At 44.3% G+C, this 20,254-nt stretch carries 20 protein-coding genes and 2 tRNA genes; 12 read left to right on the plus strand and 10 right to left on the minus strand.

Annotation, left to right across the window (positions count from 1 at the left end):
• The first annotated feature begins 36 nt into the window (after positions 1 to 36).
• Complete coding sequence (locus BSQ33_RS04510) at positions 37 to 462, plus strand: flagella synthesis protein FlgN (protein WP_088133413.1); 426 nt, start codon at positions 37 to 39, stop codon at positions 460 to 462.
• A 137-nt stretch (positions 463 to 599) separates the two neighbouring features.
• Here BSQ33_RS04510 and flgP read toward each other — a convergent pair whose 3' ends face one another.
• Positions 600 to 1,031 carry a flagellar assembly lipoprotein FlgP gene (flgP, locus tag BSQ33_RS04515; RefSeq protein WP_088133414.1) on the minus strand — a complete coding sequence of 144 codons (432 nt, stop codon included), beginning with the start codon at positions 1,029 to 1,031 and terminating at the stop codon, positions 600 to 602.
• 9 nt (positions 1,032 to 1,040) lie between these two features.
• A complete protein-coding gene (locus BSQ33_RS04520) occupies positions 1,041 to 1,676 on the minus strand; it encodes a FlgO family outer membrane protein (protein ID WP_074371652.1) in 636 nt (211 codons plus the stop codon).
• Between the two features lie 171 nt (positions 1,677 to 1,847).
• Between BSQ33_RS04520 and BSQ33_RS04525 the strand changes: the two genes are divergently transcribed.
• Together BSQ33_RS04525 and BSQ33_RS04530 are read left to right on the plus strand one after the other, a co-directional pair.
• Complete coding sequence (locus BSQ33_RS04525; RefSeq protein ID WP_088133415.1) at positions 1,848 to 2,987, plus strand: flagellar assembly protein FlgT; 1,140 nt, start codon at positions 1,848 to 1,850, stop codon at positions 2,985 to 2,987.
• Positions 2,988 to 3,072: 85 nt separating this feature from the next.
• Positions 3,073 to 3,148: transfer RNA gene (locus BSQ33_RS04530), tRNA-Arg, on the plus strand.
• A 13-nt stretch (positions 3,149 to 3,161) separates the two neighbouring features.
• Here BSQ33_RS04530 and BSQ33_RS04535 read toward each other — a convergent pair.
• On the minus strand, positions 3,162 to 3,758 hold the full coding sequence (locus tag BSQ33_RS04535) for a class I SAM-dependent methyltransferase (protein ID WP_088133416.1): 597 nt from the start codon (positions 3,756 to 3,758) through the stop codon (positions 3,162 to 3,164).
• 200 nt (positions 3,759 to 3,958) lie between these two features.
• Positions 3,959 to 4,603 carry an outer membrane protein OmpW gene (ompW, locus tag BSQ33_RS04540; protein ID WP_088133417.1) on the minus strand — a complete coding sequence of 215 codons (645 nt, stop codon included), beginning with the start codon at positions 4,601 to 4,603 and terminating at the stop codon, positions 3,959 to 3,961.
• Between the two features lie 302 nt (positions 4,604 to 4,905).
• Between ompW and BSQ33_RS04545 the strand changes: the two genes are divergently transcribed.
• The gene (locus BSQ33_RS04545; protein ID WP_088133418.1) at positions 4,906 to 5,331 is read left to right on the plus strand and encodes an Hsp20/alpha crystallin family protein; all 426 of its coding nucleotides are present in this window, start codon (positions 4,906 to 4,908) and stop codon (positions 5,329 to 5,331) included.
• Positions 5,332 to 5,404: 73 nt separating this feature from the next.
• Here the strand turns inward: BSQ33_RS04545 and BSQ33_RS04550 are convergent, their stop codons facing one another.
• Entirely contained in the window at positions 5,405 to 6,313 is a 909-nt protein-coding gene (locus BSQ33_RS04550; protein ID WP_088133419.1) for a DMT family transporter, read from the minus strand.
• Positions 6,314 to 6,424: 111 nt separating this feature from the next.
• Here BSQ33_RS04550 and BSQ33_RS04555 point away from each other — a divergent pair, with 111 nt between their 5' ends.
• Together BSQ33_RS04555 and BSQ33_RS04560 are read left to right on the plus strand one after the other, a co-directional pair.
• A complete protein-coding gene (locus tag BSQ33_RS04555; protein WP_088133420.1) occupies positions 6,425 to 6,937 on the plus strand; it encodes a MarR family winged helix-turn-helix transcriptional regulator in 513 nt (170 codons plus the stop codon).
• A gap of 294 nt (positions 6,938 to 7,231) precedes the next feature.
• Complete coding sequence (locus BSQ33_RS04560; protein WP_088133421.1) at positions 7,232 to 7,738, plus strand: Fe3+-citrate ABC transporter substrate-binding protein; 507 nt, start codon at positions 7,232 to 7,234, stop codon at positions 7,736 to 7,738.
• Positions 7,739 to 7,896: 158 nt separating this feature from the next.
• Here BSQ33_RS04560 and BSQ33_RS04565 read toward each other — a convergent pair whose 3' ends face one another.
• Together BSQ33_RS04565 and gltX are read right to left on the minus strand one after the other, a co-directional pair.
• Entirely contained in the window at positions 7,897 to 8,898 is a 1,002-nt protein-coding gene (locus tag BSQ33_RS04565) for an OmpA family protein (protein WP_088133422.1), read from the minus strand.
• Positions 8,899 to 9,156: 258 nt separating this feature from the next.
• Positions 9,157 to 10,584: a glutamate--tRNA ligase gene (gene gltX, locus BSQ33_RS04570; RefSeq protein ID WP_088133423.1), complete on the minus strand. Its 1,428-nt coding sequence runs from the start codon at positions 10,582 to 10,584 to the stop codon at positions 9,157 to 9,159.
• 244 nt (positions 10,585 to 10,828) lie between these two features.
• On the opposite strand from gltX, the gene BSQ33_RS04575 reads away from it, so the two are divergent.
• A complete protein-coding gene (locus tag BSQ33_RS04575) occupies positions 10,829 to 13,573 on the plus strand; it encodes a heavy metal translocating P-type ATPase (RefSeq protein ID WP_088133424.1) in 2,745 nt (914 codons plus the stop codon).
• Positions 13,574 to 13,658: 85 nt separating this feature from the next.
• Complete coding sequence (locus BSQ33_RS04580; RefSeq protein WP_088133425.1) at positions 13,659 to 14,537, plus strand: TraB/GumN family protein; 879 nt, start codon at positions 13,659 to 13,661, stop codon at positions 14,535 to 14,537.
• Positions 14,538 to 14,575: 38 nt separating this feature from the next.
• Here the strand turns inward: BSQ33_RS04580 and BSQ33_RS04585 are convergent.
• Positions 14,576 to 14,652, minus strand: a tRNA-Pro gene (locus BSQ33_RS04585).
• A 703-nt stretch (positions 14,653 to 15,355) separates the two neighbouring features.
• On the opposite strand from BSQ33_RS04585, the gene smrA reads away from it, so the two are divergent.
• Positions 15,356 to 15,937, plus strand: coding sequence for a DNA endonuclease SmrA (smrA, locus tag BSQ33_RS04590; protein WP_088133426.1), 582 nt, complete (start codon positions 15,356 to 15,358; stop codon positions 15,935 to 15,937).
• Between the two features lie 124 nt (positions 15,938 to 16,061).
• Here the strand turns inward: smrA and upp are convergent, their stop codons facing one another.
• Positions 16,062 to 16,688: a uracil phosphoribosyltransferase gene (upp, locus tag BSQ33_RS04595; protein WP_088134529.1), complete on the minus strand. Its 627-nt coding sequence runs from the start codon at positions 16,686 to 16,688 to the stop codon at positions 16,062 to 16,064.
• Positions 16,689 to 16,922: 234 nt separating this feature from the next.
• Between upp and purM the strand changes: the two genes are divergently transcribed.
• The 3 genes from purM to nudI all read left to right on the plus strand — a co-directional run bounded on the left by purM (position 16,923) and on the right by nudI (position 19,341).
• On the plus strand, positions 16,923 to 17,963 hold the full coding sequence (purM, locus tag BSQ33_RS04600) for a phosphoribosylformylglycinamidine cyclo-ligase (protein WP_088133427.1): 1,041 nt from the start codon (positions 16,923 to 16,925) through the stop codon (positions 17,961 to 17,963).
• Between the two features lie 3 nt (positions 17,964 to 17,966).
• On the plus strand, positions 17,967 to 18,614 hold the full coding sequence (gene purN, locus BSQ33_RS04605; protein WP_088133428.1) for a phosphoribosylglycinamide formyltransferase: 648 nt from the start codon (positions 17,967 to 17,969) through the stop codon (positions 18,612 to 18,614).
• 298 nt (positions 18,615 to 18,912) lie between these two features.
• Positions 18,913 to 19,341 (plus strand): nucleoside triphosphatase NudI, encoded by a 429-nt coding sequence (gene nudI, locus BSQ33_RS04610; RefSeq protein ID WP_088133429.1) that lies wholly within the window; start codon positions 18,913 to 18,915, stop codon positions 19,339 to 19,341.
• 55 nt (positions 19,342 to 19,396) lie between these two features.
• On the opposite strand, the gene BSQ33_RS04615 is transcribed toward nudI, so the two are convergent.
• A complete protein-coding gene (locus BSQ33_RS04615) occupies positions 19,397 to 20,242 on the minus strand; it encodes a class II glutamine amidotransferase (protein WP_088133430.1) in 846 nt (281 codons plus the stop codon).
• Between the last annotated feature and the right edge of the window lie 12 nt (positions 20,243 to 20,254).

The raw sequence follows: 20,254 nt of genomic DNA on the forward strand, positions 1-20,254 counted from the left end.
ACAGACATCTGTGCCAAGAAATCAGGTAATTAAGTCATGGCAGCACTACAAGACCTACTTGAGTTTCAGTTGAATAATGCTCAGTCTCTCTCCGAACTTCTAGAGCAGGAGAAGGTGGTCATTACGCAACGTAATTCATCGCAAATAGAAGCCATTGCCAAACAAAAAATTACTTTGATTAACCAGCTCAACGAGACTGACCGACGGATTGAATCACATTCTCATGTATCGAGCCTGCAAGAGGATGAGACATTGAAAAGTCTGGTTGAACAAATTAAATCCATCATTTGGGATTGCCAACAAGCAAACAATATTAATGGTGAAGCCCTCAACCGAGCACAGATGAGTTTTCATAAACTGAATAATCTGATGCAACAGAGTCAAGGTAAAATGGGCATGACCTACACTGCGGAAGGGCAAACACGCTCCATTTCTACTTTGGGCACGAATATCAAAGCTTAATAAGGCTTTCTCATTCATTCGCTCTCACACGCTCGTCGATTTCAATATAAAAAAGCGGCAATGATTGCCGCTTTTTTATATTCTGGAGAGAAAATACTTGCCGCTCATGTGGCAATAAAACCATCAATCACGACAGATTAAAACAACGTCTGCTGCCGTTTTTCAGGAACTTGTTGGACTTCACCATAGTCTCTTAGTCTTTCCATCTTATCTACATTCAAACGCAGTTCTGTCACGTAACTATCGCCGACTTTATAGCTTCTTACGACTTCAGCTCCGCGAATGACGCCGTCAACAGCACCTGATGTCGCTTCCGTTCCAAGTCGTTGATCCATCAGCTCTGCTCGTCCGCTAACCCGCATACCATAAACCTGCTCAGCCAGCTCACGATAAGCATCAATTTTAGAGGCCCGCATAGCACGGACTTGCTTTTCTTCTACATTACGACCTTTTTGCTCACTAATCGAAGCATAACCAACTGCCGTCAGCCATTCTTGTTTTTTCATGGTCTGCAACGGCTGGCATCCAACCAAGAATAAAAACATAGCGCTCATTAACCAAACTTTCATCAGCAACTCCTAAGGACGCAGAATAACAGTGTAAGGCTGAGTCATTGTTGGATCAGAACGAATCAATACCCCATCTTCAGTCCGGACCGCATTCAATGTATCCAAGTCTCGGCCAATTCGATCAGCAGGCAAGAATCCTTGAGCTGTCGCGACAACGACCCGGGATTGCATTCCGACCACTCGGGCATTGACCAACACCCCGCCTTCCTGACGCAACATCGTTCCGGTTAACACATATTGAATTTCCTGCTGTTGAGCCAGATCCTTCCAATCTCGACTGAAAGCAAAATCCCCTTGATGGGTCACCTGAATAGAACCTGTTGTTTTAAAATCAACAACTTGGAACCCTCGTTGTTGCAACTGGTGAATGAATCCCTCTGTGACTGAATTGCCTAACCAGTTAGTGGTATCCATATTTTGCAAGTCGACAAATGAGGTGACGGCAATCGGTGTTCTTGCTGTCACACTGGTATTCGACTTCATTAAATCTTCAGTCATACTCTCAACGAAGAAATCTAAAGTGTGACGAGGACTTTCTAATAACATAAACTGGGAGCCTTTATAGGGCTCTTTACCATTATATATCGGGGCATAGGAACACGCTGTTAAAAATAACGCGGGCACTAGCAATAGCCATTTTTTCATTTTCCGCTCTCCAGATAGCTCGGACATTCAAGCGTCCAGTTTTTGACGCAAAAGTGGAACACTCTTTGCTTTTCTCTTGTTATTCATCATGAAGAAAAGCTTTGCCGATAACTGCTCTTATCACCGTTATCAGAATAACAAGCAAATTTTATACCTGATTGGTAGGTAAATATGAAAAATGTAGGAACCATCCTCTTATCACTTTCTTTGTTCATATTCGGTACAGTACCGGCAACGGCCTCATGGTATGAAGTCACCGGCAGTGCCGCGGTCGTTTCATCAGAAAGTCAGGCAAAACTGTATGCACTTGAAGATGCCGTATATAAAGCGATCAGCTTTTCCGGAGCAGATATCGGTAGCATCAGTAACCTCTACCCATTACTGGATGCTCAGCGTACTGAGTTTCAGTTTACCAATCATGAGGTTCGCTACATTCTGGTCGAAGAACAAACGGTCAAAAACAATGTTGCCTATGTCAAAGTTCGAATCGATATTTATCCATCTGCGTCAGGTTGCCAGGTAGAACAATATAAGAAAACCGTATTAGTAAGTAATATCACACTAGCTTCCCCGCAACAGGCGGTGATGGGACAAATCTACAAGATTGGTGATGACTTTTCTCAAGTATTAAATAAGCAATTAGATAAGGAATCACATAGTTTTATCTCGGTCGGTACCACTGATTATGAGGTTGATAAAAATTATCCAGCCCGACTCAAAATGATTGCTGAAGATAACAATGCCCAATACATTATTGCCGGTAATATCACAGATCTCACAGCAACAATCGCTGCAGAACCCTTCGGAGATGAAGTGATTAATCGTCAATTTGCAATGGATCTGAGTGTCTTTGACGGCGAAACGGGCAATGCCATCATCAATCGTAATTATCGTGAAATCGCGCGTTGGCCATTCCCGAGAACCAGCCAAGTTGACACAAAAAGCGCTCGTTTCTGGGCGTCCACCTATGGGGAAATGCTGCTCCGTCTCAGCCGCCACATAATGTTGGATCTTGAATCTGAGCTATCGTGTAAAATCACGTTACCGGAAGTTATTTCTAAATCAGACCATATTGTTATGATGAATTTAGGCCGAATCCATGGGGTTCAAAAAGGAGATAAGCTTCAATTATGGCATACAGGTTCCTTTATTGATCAAAGAGGATTGGCTCGCAATAAGGTCACTCAAAGTGATATCACACTCACCGTTGATCGTGTTTATGAAACGGAAGCCGAACTGTCAGTTGATCAAGCCGAATTAGCTGACAGCATTCAAATTGGCGACGTAATGCACAAACAGCTCATAAAATGAAATCAAGGCTTAACTTATCTTAGTTAAATCAGTAATATATATTGATATTGCTGTACTGTTTTCCAACAGTGCAGCAAATACCGATGTCCCCTTAGTTCAGCTGGATAGAACAAGGACCTCCTAAGTCTTAGACGTGAGTTCAAATCTCGCAGGGGACGCCACCTCGGTTAATTTCTATGGCATATTCTTCATAATCGCCTGAACAACATGACTTCTGCCGCGATGCATCACGCCTTCGTGAATTTCCCTTTCTCTCTCTTCAATATACCAAGGAGATAACGTCGGAAGCTCCTGAATCAAAATCTGTCGTGATAACATCATATCAGCCTCAGACGGCCCCCCCGTTCGATATCTCAGCTGCTCTGGTGTATATCCTTCGACCAGATAAACGCCATTGGTTTTGAGACTTATCGGTAACGACTGATGCAGTTTTTGCCGCACAACAGGCGGCAGATGGCAAAAGACCGCCACAATGGCTTGCCACTTTTCTTGTCCCAAATCGAATTCATCCAGATCAGCCTGAATGAAATTCACAGACACATCCTGTTCAGCGGCAAACTGGCGGGCCTTTTCAATCGCAACGGCGGATAGGTCAACAGCTGTTACTTCATAACCACATTTCGCCAGATAGACAGAATTTCGTCCTTCACCATCAGCCAGACACAAAACCTTTCCTAACGGAATAGCTTGATTCTTTACACTTTCACGCAAAAAATCATTCGGCTCTTTGCCATAAATATATGTATCGACCTGATATCGGTCATCCCACATAACATTGACCCACTTATTAAATTAGAAAAATCTAATTTACAAAAAACGGAAAGTCATTTCAAGAGACAAATCGTTTCTCTCTCGATCTTCAACGACTTAGCACGACTACCGTCATAAGCGATACCTTGAATGATGAGAAATACACAAACGAAAAAGGCAGCTTGATAAGCTGCCTTAAATGCATATAGAAATGAGCGTATTTAAAACTTATAACCACCGGAAATCATCACGATAACTGGATCAATATGCACTTCAGTCGATTTTTCAGCACCATTGAATTTATAGGTTGCCGTCGAATCAATATCAGCATACCAAACCGAAGCATTCACAAACCAGTTTTCATCGAGTTTATAATCAACACCAGCATTCACAGCCAATCCCCAAGAGTCATCCAGATTCAAATCACTCAAGCCTGCTGCTGCACCAGCACCATTGATTTTTTCATCAAAAAATGTGGTGTAGTTGATACCAGCCCCGACGTAAGGTCGAAATTGTGAATCTGACTGACCGAAGTAGTATTCAAGCATAAATGTTGGTGGCAGATGTTTTGTCTCACCAATCTCACCTAAATTTAAAAGTGGCGTTGAAATATCATGAGAAAATGGTGTCGCAGCCAACACTTCAAAGCTGACATTATCCGTAATCATATAACCTAACGTTAAACCAAGCTGAGTATTGGAATTGACTTCCAACTCTTCCTGACTACCTAAAATTTTATCACTGCTGTCATTGGGGATAACCGATGCAATCCCTGCACGCACGATAAAATCACCCTCTTGGTGGGCGAAAGCACCAGCAGAAACGAAGGCGGTCATGATGGCTAATCCACAAAGTGTTTTTTTCATTATATTTTTCCTTGTCATTGGGCGAAAAGACTCTACTGGGCGCACGGTAGCACATAAAAACCACACTGCTTTGATGGAAATCAATTTGTAAAATTTATAAACAAAATTTGCATCATTATGTTAAAAAAATCACATTTCCCATGAAATATAATGTTGAGAAACTTAAAAAGATAACTCAAAACCATATCGAAAATGCCACCTAAATATTGATTTATATCAATTTATAAGCATGTTTTGATTTAAGTTTCGGAACGAGTTCTACACTTATAGAGAGTTCGAGGATGCCAAACAGGAGGATTGTGATGAGCTTAATTCCACGTGACTCATGGTCTGATTTCTATCATTTATTTGATCATGCTTTTCCATCGATTCGGCCAAGCTTTAATATTGAATCTTTTTCTCCGCGGGTTGATATACTGGATAAAGAAACTGCATTTGAAATTATCGCGGATTTACCCGGGGTCGAAAAAGATGATATTTCGGTGAGCTGTCAGCATGGCGCGCTGACCATCGAAGCATCGACCTTGAAAAATGAACAGAAAACCGATGGTGATAAAGTCATTCATAGAGAACGCTATCAAGGCAAGATGGTACGTAGCTTTACTTTAGGTGACAATATCAACGCGAAAGAAATTTATGCAGAGTATCAAGATGGTGTATTGGTTGTTGTCGTACCGAAAATAGAAATGAAACCAGTCGAAACGGCCCAGCATGTAAAAATTAACTGATGTTGAAAAAGCAAATGACTAAAAAGCGGTGTATCTCACCGCTTTTTCTGTTTTACTCCTCAGGAAATGGGGGTTACTTCCCTGAGAGAGGCTGAAGAGGATTCTTTGATGCACTTCGCTTCTGATAGCTTTTCACGAACTGAGGGAATAAGGACATCACAATCATACCGACCATCAAGCTATATTGTATCGGCGTATAAGATTCACCAACCAACAGCAGACCACACAAAATCCCTGCAATCGGATTGGCAACCCCAGCAAAAGTAAATTCAACCACTGAAAGCTGTCTGAGTGCCCAAACATAAAGAGAATATGCAACCGCAGTATTCATGATACAGAGCCAAAACAGTCCTAACACGTTTTTACCTGACAAATGCTGCCATGCGTTGAGATAGAGAGCCGGCTCGTAGCTCAAGTGAACCAACGCAATCAATAATAATGCAAAACCACCCAGAATTAGTTGCCAAGTCAACACACACCACCACGCCAATTTCTGGTTCAACATTTGAGTCAATGTGCTCCCGCAAATCATACATAAGATACCAATCAACATGGCAGAAAGCCCAAACAAGCTCAAATCCAAGCGACCGGGGTCAAATAACAATGCTGCAAATCCAAACAACGCCAAACCACAAACCATCTGAATCACTGATGGCCGCTTTCTCATCACTATCCATTGGAGCAGCATGGCAAATACAGGCACAGACATCATTCCAACACTGGATATCGCTGAAGGTAAGGTCAGTGCCATCACAAATATGCAACCGAAAAATATAGCAATGTTCAGCAAACCGGTGGCGAGTAATACCTTCCAAGTGCCTTTATCAGGAAAAGTTGGTTTAATTGCGAAAAGGATAATACCTGCCGGTAATGCTCGTAATACACCGAGCAACAACGGTGGCCATCCAGGTAATGTTGCTTGAGTGACTGCATAAGTTGTTCCCCACAAAAATGTAGCCACCATTGCTAATATTATATTCATGTAAAGTATCTTTATGTTGAAATTTTATTAATCATAAAAAAGTAATTTGTTTTTGTAAAGAATCTTTATGTTAAGATATCATTATCTTCTTTGAATCAGGTGCATAAGGCTATGGATATTATCGACAGGATCGTCAATCAGTGGGCGGCAGAAAAACCAGAACTGAATACACTGCCTATGAGCATTTTTGGCCGGATACTACATTTGGCTAAACATTTAGAACAAGAAGTTGCCAATATTCATAAACGATATGATCTCAAATCAGGAGAGTTTGACGTACTTGCAACATTACTCCGCTCTGGTGCACCTTATCAGCTAACCCCTTCGGCATTAATCAGCACTGCGATGCTAACCTCAGGCGCGATGACAAACCGGCTCGATAAGTTGGAGCAAAAGAATTTAATTACCCGGATTCATAGCAACATTGATCGCCGAAGTATTTCGGTGCAATTAACCGAGCAAGGCCACCAACTTATCAATCAAGCTCTGGCAGAACATGTTCAAGCTCAGGAAAGATTGATCAGCGTTTTAAGCCAAACAGAGCAATCACAACTCTCCACGCTGCTTAAGTCTTGGCTATCGTCATTTAAACCAAACACCCCATCAAGCAGTGATGTTGAGTAACAAAGCGTACCAGTGTTACTTTTCTTGCAATAAAAATTGAATGGCATTCTCGAATATTGTCACTATTGTTGTGTGTTATCTCAAACTAGCTCAGAATACAAAAAGTGTTGCTGATATGGCATGAATCGGTCTGAACCTTGTCTGGATGAAAGAGAAGATTGAGACACGTAAATGATAACAGCCATGAGCTGTATTCTCTGTCGCATTACTCATGACTGAAGTGAACGGAACCACTTCACCTTCGTGGTGATTTGATCTATTATTGTTAATAATAAAAATATAGATAACAAACGGATGAAGAAGAGTAATCTTGAAACCAATACTGGCCATCGCTTTATTTCTAAAGCGAAAACAGCTTACAAAATTCACATACATACGCCAGATGATAAAGTTTTACACCGCTCTGTAGGTTTCATTCGTATTGGTGAAAAAAAAGGGCTAAAAAAAGCGATTTTGCTTCGTAATGAACTCGGCCGTCAAATGTGGGGGAAGCACTGGCGAATGCTCCTTAAAGATCCTTATCTGATGACTCGATTACCCCACAGCCTTGAACCTAAAATTATCTATAAACCCCGTCCAACCAAAGACAATCCAAACTATCGGGATGCTTGCTACATTGCCGCTTGGCGTACCTATGACGATCAAGGGAAGTGCCACTTCAAGAGTGTCGTTTGTTCAATTAACAAGCATGGTAAGCTGGCCGCATATACGAAAACCAAAAAGGCGCTTCTCGATGCGCACAAAGATTATCTCGATATTCTAATTTTTATGGGCCGATTAAATAGCATCGATCTGAAATGATGACGCTCCCGACACAGTGAGTAATTCATTCCATCCGTATTTCCCATGCTCTTAATACGAATTTTACGGCTAAATACATATAAAAACGCTGCGATATGCGAGCTTTAAGCCCTCATATCGCAGCGCTGAATCAAGTTGAATTCGAAACTGTCTTGCGTTTATTCTTTAATGACAACCTGATAAGTGAATGTCGGCACTTCAACTTCAACCCGTCGGTTTTGCGCTCGACCTTCTTTGGTATCGTTGGAGGCGACAGGCTCAGATTCTCCCATACCACGCACAGTGATTCGATCAGCATCAATTCCCTGAGAAACGAGCTGTTCAGAAACAGCCTGTGCCCTTTTCAACGACAGTGACTGGTTGTATTTCTTTGAACCGGTTGAATCGGTATAACCCGTCACCATCGCTGTCGCTTGAGAATGACGAGACATTAACTCAACGACGTCCTGAAGATCAGCGATGCCCTGCTTGCTCAGTACAGCACTGTCTAGTGCAAAACTGCTGGCACTATTCAAGCTTTTTTTCACCGTCTTAATCTCCTGCGTGTCAGCGGGTTCAGCCGGAGCTGGTTCCGGTGCTTCTGCAACAACGGCCGGCTCAGCAACTGCAGGCCGAGGCTTGCTTGCAACGACAGGCGTAGACTCAGAGCGACCAAAACGATAAGTGACGCCCAGTGTTGCCATGTTCCCTTGCGCTCGCACAATATCATTATTCATATCAGTGAGCGCCTGATATTCCAGGCGAACAGCGACATTGTCATTCGCACTCAATTCAAGCCCTGCAGCTGCCAGATAGGACCAATCATCTTTAGAGCCATAGTCAACATAAGCACCGCCGAGTTTTGCATACAGATCAAGGTTTTGATAAAGAGGAAGATTAAACTTAGGCGCAATGGTTACTGCATTCACATGGTCATTGACCATGCCTGCCCCGGTAAATTTGCCTAAATGATCATATCCGGCCTCAAGTGCGACATGATCCCAAACCTGATATCCAAGAAATGCACCGACTGCCGATGAATCATCATCGCACACATCTGTCGGACGACATGAATCATCCAGCCAAGACTTGCCCACTTTACCACCGACATAAACCTCGGCATGAATCATTGCGGAAACCATCCATGATGCTGCCGATACCACCATTATCATTTTATTCATGCTGCTATTCCTTTTTTATTGTGAATGCCCAGTGTTGTATCAATACCGAACATATAGAATCAGGTTCACTGTATTGCATCACTGTAAAGAATGAGAGAAGAGCGTGTAAAATTACTGTCACCTTTACCGCATTTGAAACATGACAACAGATTCAGTGGCCCCGCTTTAATCAATGCAACACCTTTTCTATATGACCGAAATAAAAAAACCGCAACCTTGGTTGCGGTTTTTTACTTGTCTTCACACTATTTTATGATATCAGCCAGCATTCGCTTCACGCTGCTCAATAAACGCGATAGCCATTTGAATCCGCTTCATCACACGTGCTTGACCAATCAACTGCATTGTGGCATCGACAGATGGAGACTGTCCCCCGCCAGTCACTGCAACACGTAACGGCATTCCCACTTTACCCATACCGAGCTCCAGTGTCTCACATACATCAGCAATAACCTGATGCAGGCTCTCAGTCGTCCATGTCTCCAGCGCAGTTATTTTTTCCAAAGCCAGCGCGAGAGGCGCTTTAGCTACCGGACGCAGATGTTTCTTCGCGGCAGCCTCATCAAACGCATCAAAGTCTTCATAGAAATAACGCGCCTGCTGCGCCAGTTCAACCAAGGTGTGTACCCGGTCAGCCAGCAGTTGGATAACTTCCGTTACCGCTGGGCCATTTTCCGGATTGATTCCCTGATGATCCAAATGCCATTGCAGATGTCCGGCAACATATTCTGGATCCGAGTTTTTGATATAGTGATGGTTTAACCATAACAGTTTATCAGTATTAAACGCAGAAGCTGATTTGCTAATCGCATTCAGACTAAAGTGCTCAATCATTTCATCACGAGAGAAGATTTCCTGATCACCATGAGACCAACCAAGCCGTACTAAATAGTTATTTAATGCTTCTGGCAGGTAGCCGTCATCCCGATATTGCATCACCGAAACAGCACCATGACGTTTCGAAAGTTTGGCACCATCATCCCCTAAGATCATGGCACAATGAGCAAACGTTGGTACCGTCGCGCCCAGCGCTTCATAGATATTGATTTGACGCGCAGTGTTATTGATATGGTCTTCTCCCCGTACAACATGAGTGATGCCCATATCCCAGTCATCAACAACTACACAGAAATTATATGTAGGTGAACCATCCGTCCGGCGGATAATCAAATCATCGAGTTGATCATTACGAATCTCGATCCGTCCACGAATTTGATCGTCAAAAACGACACTTCCCTCTTTCGGGTTACGGAAGCGCACAACAAAAGCATCGCCATCTTTTGCCGCATCATTCACTGCTTTGATCTTCGGATGATTCGCGTCATAGCGAGGATTCTCTTTGTTGGCTTCCTGCTCTTCGCGAACTTCATCCAACAGCGCTTTAGGGGCGTAACACTTATACGCTTTCCCTGCTGCAAGTAACTGTTCAACCACTTCATCATAACGATCAAAACGTTTCGTCTGATAATAAGGACCTTCATCCCAATCCAATCCTAACCAGCTCATGCCTTCCAGAATTGCATCGACCGCTTCCTGCGTTGAACGCTCTAAATCGGTATCTTCAATTCTTAATACAAATTCCCCACCCTGATGTTTTGCATAGAGCCAAGAATACAATGCCGTACGGGCACCACCGACATGAAGAAACCCTGTAGGGCTTGGAGCAAAACGCGTTTTAACCGTCATGAGATTTACCTTTATTCTGATCGAGTTTAACAACTTCGGATCTAGATGTATCAGCCAAAATTTGGCCAGTATTCTAGCACCTGAGTATCAATCACGACAATGACCCTTTGTCCTGAATTTTCAGTCATGTCAGTGGATAGCGCGTCACGCTCAGCAGAAAAAACCAGAAATAGCGAAATGCCTTGACCTTCCCCTTGCGTCAAGGTTTATTTTGATGCGAAATGGGATAGAGAAAGAGACGAACATGTATCATTTAAAACTACCGTTATCTGGCTTGCATTGTATGGGCTGCGCTCGGAAAGTAGAGCGTCAGCTCAAAGCGAATTTGAATGTCGAAATCTGCAATCTCTCCCCGTCTCTCATTGAGATGGATACCGATGCATCCATCGATGAAATTGTCGAAAATATCGAATCTCTCGGCTATCAGGTGGGTAAAAAACAACATTACACATTGCAGGGCTTACACTGTGGCAAGTGTGTCCAAAAACTCACCGACCTCCTGAGTGAAAGTGAACAGATTCAAGATTTGAATGTGACCAAAGAGTCGCTCTCACTGGTCACAACCTTGCCAGAACAAGACATTCTCGATCAAGTTGCATCACTTGGCTATCAAGCCTTTACAAATGAATCATCCCCAAACAGTCGTCATCTCCCTCCTGATACTGATGCTGATGCTGATGCTGATGCTGAATTAACGTCAGCAACACCACCATCTCGTCAACAACATCAAATGGACGTCACAACCAATTTACTCATCAAAGGCATGACTTGTGCCAGTTGCGTCACTTCCGTAGAAAAAGCGCTGTTATCCGTCTCCGGTATTGAGGGTGCACAAGTTCATTTATCAGAACAAAGTGCTGCAACATTTTCCGCACAACCGCCGAATCAACAGCAGTTAATTGCAGCAGTACGCTCTGCCGGATATGACGCTGAAATTATCGATGACCCGGCACAGCAGCAGGAAAAACAGCAAGCCCATTTAACAACGATGCTCAAGTACCATCGCCGTCACGCTGTCATGGGCCTGTTACTGGGGATTCCGATTATGGCATGGGGCGTTTTCGGTGGCAGTATGTTGATCCAAACACAGCAACAACAGTTGAGCTGGGGGATCGTCGGTCTCTTATGTTTAGGGCTACTGTGTACTGCGGGTCGAGGCTTCTATCAAAGTGCATGGCAGGCACTTTGGCACAAAAGAGCCACCATGGATACATTGGTCGCATTAGGAACAGGCGTTGCATGGCTTTACTCAATCATGGTCGTCATTGCACCACACTGGTTCCCTATCCAAGCCCGTCATGTCTATTTCGAAGCCAGTGCCATGATTATCGGTCTTATTTCTTTGGGACATGCCATTGAATCAAAAGCCAAGGCGAAAACAACACAATCGCTACAAGCGTTGATTCAGCTCCAGCCTCAACAAGCAACACTTATCACCGAGAGTGATGATCAGAGAATTCCTGTCACACAGATTGAAAAAGGAATGCACCTGAGAATTAAACCCGGCGATAAACTGCCTGTTGACGGGGTTGTGATGCAAGGAGAATCCTATCTGGATGAATCCATGTTAACCGGAGAACCAATTCCCACACTGAAACGTTCGGGAGATACCGTCTCCGCAGGGACCATCAACCATGATGGCAGTCTGGTGATTGAAGCAACCGGTGTCGGCAGTGAAACCATGCTTTCCCGTATTATTCAGATGGTCAGAAAAGCACAAAGCAGTAAACCACCCATTGCGAAACTTGCCGATCAGATTTCTGCTGTGTTTGTCCCTGTGGTCGTCGCTATCGCTATCGCGGCTGCGTTGATCTGGTTCTGGTTCGGCCCCGAGCCCAAAATCAGCTATATGCTTGTCGTCGCGACCACAGTGCTGATTATTGCCTGCCCCTGTGCATTGGGACTCGCAACACCGTTATCAGTAACTGTTGGTGTCGGTAAGGCCGCAGAAATGGGTATTCTAATCCGTGATGCCGAGGTACTCCAAACCACCAGCCATATTGATACGGTTGTCTTTGACAAGACCGGCACATTGACGGAAGGCAGACCACAGGTGCAATCGGTTGAAAGCATCAATCTGGAACAACATGAGTTGTTATCCATCGCCTACGCACTGGAACAACAATCGGAACACCCGTTAGCCAAAGCGGTATGTGAATACGCACGTTCGAAACAAATCTCACCGGCTCAGATCTCATCCTTTCAAAACCTGCGCGGACGCGGGGTGAAAGCCTCTTACAAAGGTCATTCTGTTCATATCGGTTCAGTGCATTACATGACCTCATTGGGGGCCTCATTCAGCCAAATACAAACCACGCTTGATCATCTCCTTGAACAGGCATGGACACCGATGCTGATTGCTATTGATCAAAATATTCAAGGCGTGATTGCGGTAGCCGATCCAATGAAAGCCGATGCGGCAGAAGCCATTCAAGCACTCAATACGCTGGGCATCAAAACCGTGATGTTAACCGGAGATCACCATACTGTCGCCCAAGCTATCGCCAACCAAATTGGCATTCAGGAGGTCATCGCTCAGGTGCTTCCCGATCAAAAAGCAGCACACATCATTGAATATCAGCAAGCAGGGCATAACGTCGCCATGGTCGGTGATGGCATAAATGATGCGCCAGCACTCGCACAAGCTGATCTCGGTATTGCCATGGGGAGTGGCAGTGATGTGGCCATCGAAAGTGCTCAGATGACATTTCTCAACAGCTCACCCTTGTCGATTCTTAATGCCATTTCGCTCTCCAAAGCAACGGTAAAAAATATCAGGCAGAACCTGCTCGGGGCCTTTATTTACAACACCCTCGGCATCCCGGTCGCAGCCGGCATCTTGTATCCATGGTTTGGTTTCCTGCTCAGCCCTGTCATTGCCGGAGCAGCGATGGCTTTATCATCGATTACCGTTGTCACAAACGCCAACCGGTTGCGGCTATTTAGATCTCAGCATCAGCCGCATGCGTCAGAACCAAAGGCTCAATGATTTTGAGTGATGAACAGTTGCTTATCAGCCACGACCCAATCTATGCTAGCGTTCAGATGAATGTCACAAGATAGGAAATCAACTTATGCAACTCACCCGCCTGCTTTCAGTCGGCGCTATCATTCTCAGCTTCTATACCAATGCCGAGCCATTATATTGGCTTGCCAGTAAGGATCAGACGCAACTGATGCTGTTGGGATCGATTCATGTCGGGCACCCGGATATGTATCCGTTACCCAAACCGGTGATGGACTTTCTTCGCGACAGTGATGGATTAATTGTCGAAGCCGATATCCGTCAGGCAAACAAGTTGCAATATCCACCCGTCAAGTGGACCTCACAACAAGTGCTCTCCGCTTCGGAGCTGGAAAAATTAGAACGTATCGCTGAAGAGTTAAATCTCAATGTGCAGCGTCTGAAAGCATCGCCACCATGGCAAACCGCTATCGGTTTACAAATGCAGGCTATCGATCGGTTGGGGTATCGAGCTGATCTCGGTGTTGATCAATATATGATTCAAAAAGCAGAATCTGCATCGATTCCGATTATTGGCCTCGAATCACTCCAGTCTCAAATCGATTTACTGGCAGGTATGAAGCAAAATGGTAAGGCGTTGCTGACGACCAGACTGCAAGATTGGGGAGAAGATTCGCACGAAACTGAATGTTTGGTGACAAGCTGGCATCTGGGCGATCCAGAACAATTAAAACAGTTAATTGATCATCACGAGATGCCCCAGGAAATGTCTGAGCAACTTGAAGTCAAAAGAAACCATCGCTGGTTAAAGCAACTGACGACCGCACCGATCTTGACAGAACACCCATCGAAATATCTCGTTGTCGTCGGTGCTTTACACTTAATCGGCCAGGAAAATTTAATTCAATTACTGACCAAACAAGGATTCACCATTACCCGGCAAAATACCATTGAGAAAGGAACGAGCCAGCGGGAGCAATGCCGATAAACGAAAAAAGCCCCAGCATATGCTGAGGCTTCTTAATGTGGTCGGTGAAGAGGGATTCGAACCCCCGACCCTCTGGTCCCAAACCAGATGCGCTACCAAACTGCGCTATTCACCGAGTCTTGGTTGGGGGCTGTTAACAGCGCCTCAACGGGTGGCTATAATACGGATTCTTGTTATAGACGCAACTCATTTTCGCTAATTTTTCAAAAAAAAGAATCAAGTGCTCAAAAGACATCCACCTCTGACTATAAATGTGACAATGGGCACATGAATTTCAACAAATACGTAACTTCATCAATACACTTGATCCAGATCATCACTTGAATGATTGACTCACTTTATGTTTAGTACGTCTTCGCAACTTTGAGGAAACATCGCTTAAAACTGAACATCAGGGTTTTGCTTTGGCAGATAGCTTGTTTTACAAGTCGAGTCTTTTTACAGGTCGAGTGTTTTAACAAACAAATTGCCACTGCGTAAACACGGTTTAGTCACAGTGTGCAGTTTCTTATCAACAAAGTCATGAATGACAAATCTCCTCACTAGATCGCTTAGCTCCTGTAAAAAAACAGTTATAAGCTATGCACCGGAGCGGACCCTTTTCCACTCCGGTTTTTTATTTTTGTCTGTCGTACATTTCCCGTCATGACTCAAACACAATGCTTCAATTGCTTCCCCAACTGAACAGTAAACTATCCTTTATCCGGTCCACCTTTGGTAAACGAATGTTGCGAGAGTCTTGCATATCAAAGTCACTTCGGTATATATACAAAAATGACCTCAAGGTATGTGATTGACAACAATTCGGAGGAATACGCATGTCTCAGAAAGATTTCGAGTTATTTCAGCAAATGATGGAAGATGTCAAACCTCTGATACACGATACAGCCGAACTGAAGAAAGATTTACAGATTACTGAGGCGCACCTTGCCCGGCAAGAAGCAGCGATGAAACTAGAACAGCATGAGTCTGATTATCTGTCTCTGGAACATGCACCATCAGTCAAACCTCATGATCTGATCGAATTTAAGAAAAGCGGGGTTCAGGATGGTGTTTACCGAAAACTCAGACTAGGCAAATATCCCATCCAAGCACGTTTAGATCTTCATCGAAAAACGCTGGAACAGGCCCGTGATGAGATTGTGAAATTTTTACGTCAGTGTATGCGAATGGATATTAGAACCGTCCTCATCATTCACGGAAAAGGTGAACATTCGAATCCGCCGGCACTGATGAAAAGTTATGTTTCATACTGGCTGCCCCAGATTGAAGAAGTCCAGTGTGTTCACAGTGCACAGCGATTTCACGGTGGAAGTGGCGCACTCTATGTTCTCTTGCGTAAAAGTCAGGAACAAAAACTGGAAAATCGTGAGCGTCACCAGAAAAAGCGGCCTCATTAACCAGCAAAATAGTAGCCAATCGCGTCTGTTTACCCATACACGCATATTGGGATAAACAAACCGAAAATAAAAAAACAGTCAGACTATGGCAAGACTGACTGTTTTTTTATCTGATGAATGCAATTTACTTGGTACCGAAGATTTTATCTCCTGCATCACCAAGCCCGGGAACAATATAGCCTTGTTGATTCAGATGATCATCGATTGCAGCAGTGTACAATTCGACATCCGGATGCGCTTTTTCTAAAGCCCGAATCCCTTCAGGTGCTGCAACCAAAACCAAAACTTTAAATTGAGTACATCCCTGCGCTTTTAGCAGATCAATCGTTGCGATCATCGAACCACCGGTTGCCAGCATAGGGTCAACCACCAAAGCAATTCGCTCTTCGATATTTGAAGCAATCTTATTAAAATAGGGCACGGGCTCAAGTGTTTCTTCATCCCGATAAATACCCACCACGCTAATACGGGCACTCGGTATATGCTCAAGCACACCATCCATCATGCCTAATCCCGCACGAAGGATCGGAACAACCGTCACTTTCTTACCTTTAAGTTGATCAATTTCAACCGGGCCATTCCACCCTTCAATTGTCACGCGCTCGGTTTCAAAATCTGCTGTTGCTTCATAAGTAAGTAAGCTGCCGACTTCAGTGGCTAACTCGCGAAAACGCTTGGTACTAATATCAACCTCTCTCATCAAACCCAATTTGTGTTTGACAAGCGGGTGCTTAACTTCGACAACTTTCATCTGCATCTCCGACATTCAATCAAATAAACTTTTCGATTATACATACTTTCTATCGTTAATTTTATCCTTAACATCAGGAAATATCATGATTTAGCACATGGAGAAGTGATGATTACCAAGAATTTTCAGCCTATCTCACCAGATAAAAAAATCAGCGCAAACGTTTTCCTTTTACTTTTTTCCCCTGTAGAATAGCGCCGTTTTCATATCCAACCAAAGAACGAGGATGACCCCGTGAGTGGCAAGAACACATCTCTGAGCTATAAAGATGCAGGCGTTGATATTGATGCAGGCAACGCGCTTGTAGAGCGAATTAAAGGTGCAGTAAAGAAAACGCGTCGCCCAGAAGTAATGGGTGGTATCGGTGGTTTTGGTGCCCTGTGTGAATTACCAACCAAATATAAGCACCCAGTGCTTGTCTCAGGAACGGACGGCGTCGGCACGAAATTACGTCTGGCACTGGATATGAAAAAGCACGACACCATTGGGATCGATTTAGTCGCAATGTGCGTTAACGATTTGATTGTACAAGGAGCAGAACCTCTGTTTTTCCTTGACTATTATGCCACTGGAAAACTTGATGTTGATACCGCAGCCGACGTTGTTTCAGGGATTGCCGAAGGCTGTCTTCAGGCTGGTTGTGCACTGATCGGCGGAGAGACCGCAGAAATGCCCGGCATGTATGAAGGTGAAGACTATGATGTCGCTGGATTCTGTGTTGGTGTCGTCGAAAAAGAAGCCATTATCGACGGTTCCAAAGTTGGCGCCGGTAATAGCTTAATAGCTGTAGGCTCAAGTGGTCCTCACTCAAATGGTTATTCACTAATCCGTAAAATTCTGGAAGTATCCAATGCAGATAAGTCAGAATTGCTGGATGGAAAGGCCGTTGGTGAACATTTGCTCGAACCGACCAAAATTTATATCAAATCAGCACTTAAACTCGTCGCTGAACACGATATTCACGCCATTTCTCATATTACGGGTGGCGGATTCTGGGAGAATATTCCCCGCGTTCTACCACAAGGTACCAAAGCCGTTATCGATGGTAGCAGTTGGGAATGGCCAGCGATTTTCAAATGGCTGCAAGAAAAAGGTCACGTCGATACTTACGAAATGTATCGGACTTTCAACTGCGGTGTCGGTTTGATTATCGCGCTGCCAGAAGCACAAGCTCAGGCTGCGGTCGAACTTCTCCAGTCAGAAGGAGAAAATGCTTGGATTATCGGGCATATTGCAGAAGCACAAGCTAACGAACCGCAAGTAGAGATTAAATAGTTCATGAAAAGTATTGTCGTTTTAGTTTCGGGATACGGGACCAACTTACAAGCAATCATTGATGCTTGTGATTCTAAAATGCCCAATGGCAGGGTGACTGCTGTTTTTTCAAACAAAGCAGATGCTTATGCGCTGGAAAGAGCCAAAAAAGCAGATGCCGCGGCAATCTTTGTCGATCCGAAAGCCTTTGACACGCGTGATGCATTTGACCGTTCATTGATGGAGCAGATTGATGAATACGCACCAGACCTGATTGTTTTGGCTGGTTATATGCGTATTCTGAGCGCAGAATTTGTTCGTCATTACATGGGAAAAATGATCAACATTCACCCTTCGCTATTGCCGAAGTATCCCGGCCTGAATACCTATCAGAGAGCGATTCTCGCTGGAGATGAAGAACATGGCACCAGTGTTCACTTCGTCACTGAGCAACTTGATGGTGGCCCTGTCATTCTGCAAGCTCGGGTCCCCATCGATGATGATGATACCATTGAATCCCTGACCCGTAAGATTCAGGAGCAAGAACATCGGATCTACCCACTGGTCACACAATGGTTTGTTGAAGAGCGCGTCGAAATGCGTGACGGCAAAGCCTATCTTGATGGCGAGCCGCTGGGAGTTTATGGCTATAAAGGCCACTCAGCACGTTAATCACCAACATTCTCAGCACTTTCAATCTCGAACAGACGGCTCCACGGAGCCGTCTGTTCAGTTTTTACTCATCCTCAATTTATGCCTCACGCAATCCGTCTATCCACACCATCTCTTTTAATATTATATTGAAACGCTCTCATATTAAGGATGATATATTTGCAATATTCTATGCATAAGCAAGAATATATCCGGAGAACGGCATCAAACATATATGACTTTATGCCATGAACTCATGAATATAGTCCCCGATCCCCAATGTAATTACCAATAAAATTCAAAATAGACAGGAGCCTTTATGCGACAGCGAACCATTGTTTGCCCCTTGATCACCAACAACGGGGATTACTTACTTTGTAAAATGGCAAATGATCGTGGTGTATTCCCCGGTCAATGGGCGCTTCCCGGCGGAGGTATGGAACCGGGAGAAACAATGGAAGAGGCATTAAGACGTGAAATCAGAGAAGAGCTGGGCCCTGATTTAGAGCTCACGCGGATCTCCCCTTGGAAGTTCAGAGATGATACCCGGATCAAAACTTACCCGGATGGAACCCAAGAAGAAATCTATATGATTTATCTGATATTCGACTGTGAAAGTGCCAATCGTCATATTGCAATTAACGATGAGTTTCAGGAATTTAAGTGGGCGCATCCTGAAGAACTTCAGACGCTGGATCTGAATGACGCAACAAAAGTAACCTTTGCACAAAAAGGTTTGCTGAAATAAAAGATCTGCAAAAAGGAATGCCAGAGGCTTGCCATGTCGCAAGCCTCTGTTTTTTTTACTCGAGTGGCTCCGTCGGAGCCTGAGAGCCGGGTTTATCTTCCGCAAACGGAACATCCGCTAATTGAGACTGATTGGTATCAATCAACTCGCCTTGATGAAAAATATTGTACTCTCCGGGCTTCATTCGGTGCCACTGCTCGTTCAGTGTCAGTGGCTGAGTTGCAATGACCGTAACAATGTCATTGGGTGTCGTCTCTTCCTGAAAATTGACTTCGACTTCCTCATCAATCAAGGTTGCCTTACCAAAAGGTGACCGACGTGTAATTGAATAGAGATTATTGGTACAGTAGGTCATCACATGCTCACCATCCGTCAACAGCATATTAAAAACCCCCAGTTGCCGAAGCTGGTCACACTGCGAAGCAATAAAACGACAGACTTCTATTGCATCGTCCGGAGGGGTCGGATATTGATCTTCCAAACGTTTTAACAACCAACAGAATGCAAGTTCACTGTCTGTTTCTCCCACAGGCCGATGGTTGGCTGTATCGAGAGCCTCATAACCACTCAATTGTCCATTATGAGCAAACGTCCAGAAACGACCCCAAAGCTCTCGCGTAAACGGGTGGGTATTTTCCAAACTGACCCCGCCACGATTTGCCTGACGAATATGGCTAATCACAGCCCGACTTTTGATTGGGTATTTCTGAACTAGCTCAGCAATCGTGGATTGATAGCCCGGCTTCGGGTCCTTAAATGTGCGAAACCCCTTCCCTTCATAAAACGTAATCCCCCAGCCGTCACGATGCGGCCCTGTTTTGCCACTGCGCTGAATCCAGCCAGTAAAACTAAAACAGATATCGGTCGGAACATTAGCGCTCATGCCGAGCAATTCACACATACCTACGCTCCC

Origin of the sequence: Vibrio gazogenes (assembly GCF_002196515.1) — a bacterium.
GTDB classification, from domain to species: domain Bacteria; phylum Pseudomonadota; class Gammaproteobacteria; order Enterobacterales; family Vibrionaceae; genus Vibrio; species Vibrio gazogenes_A.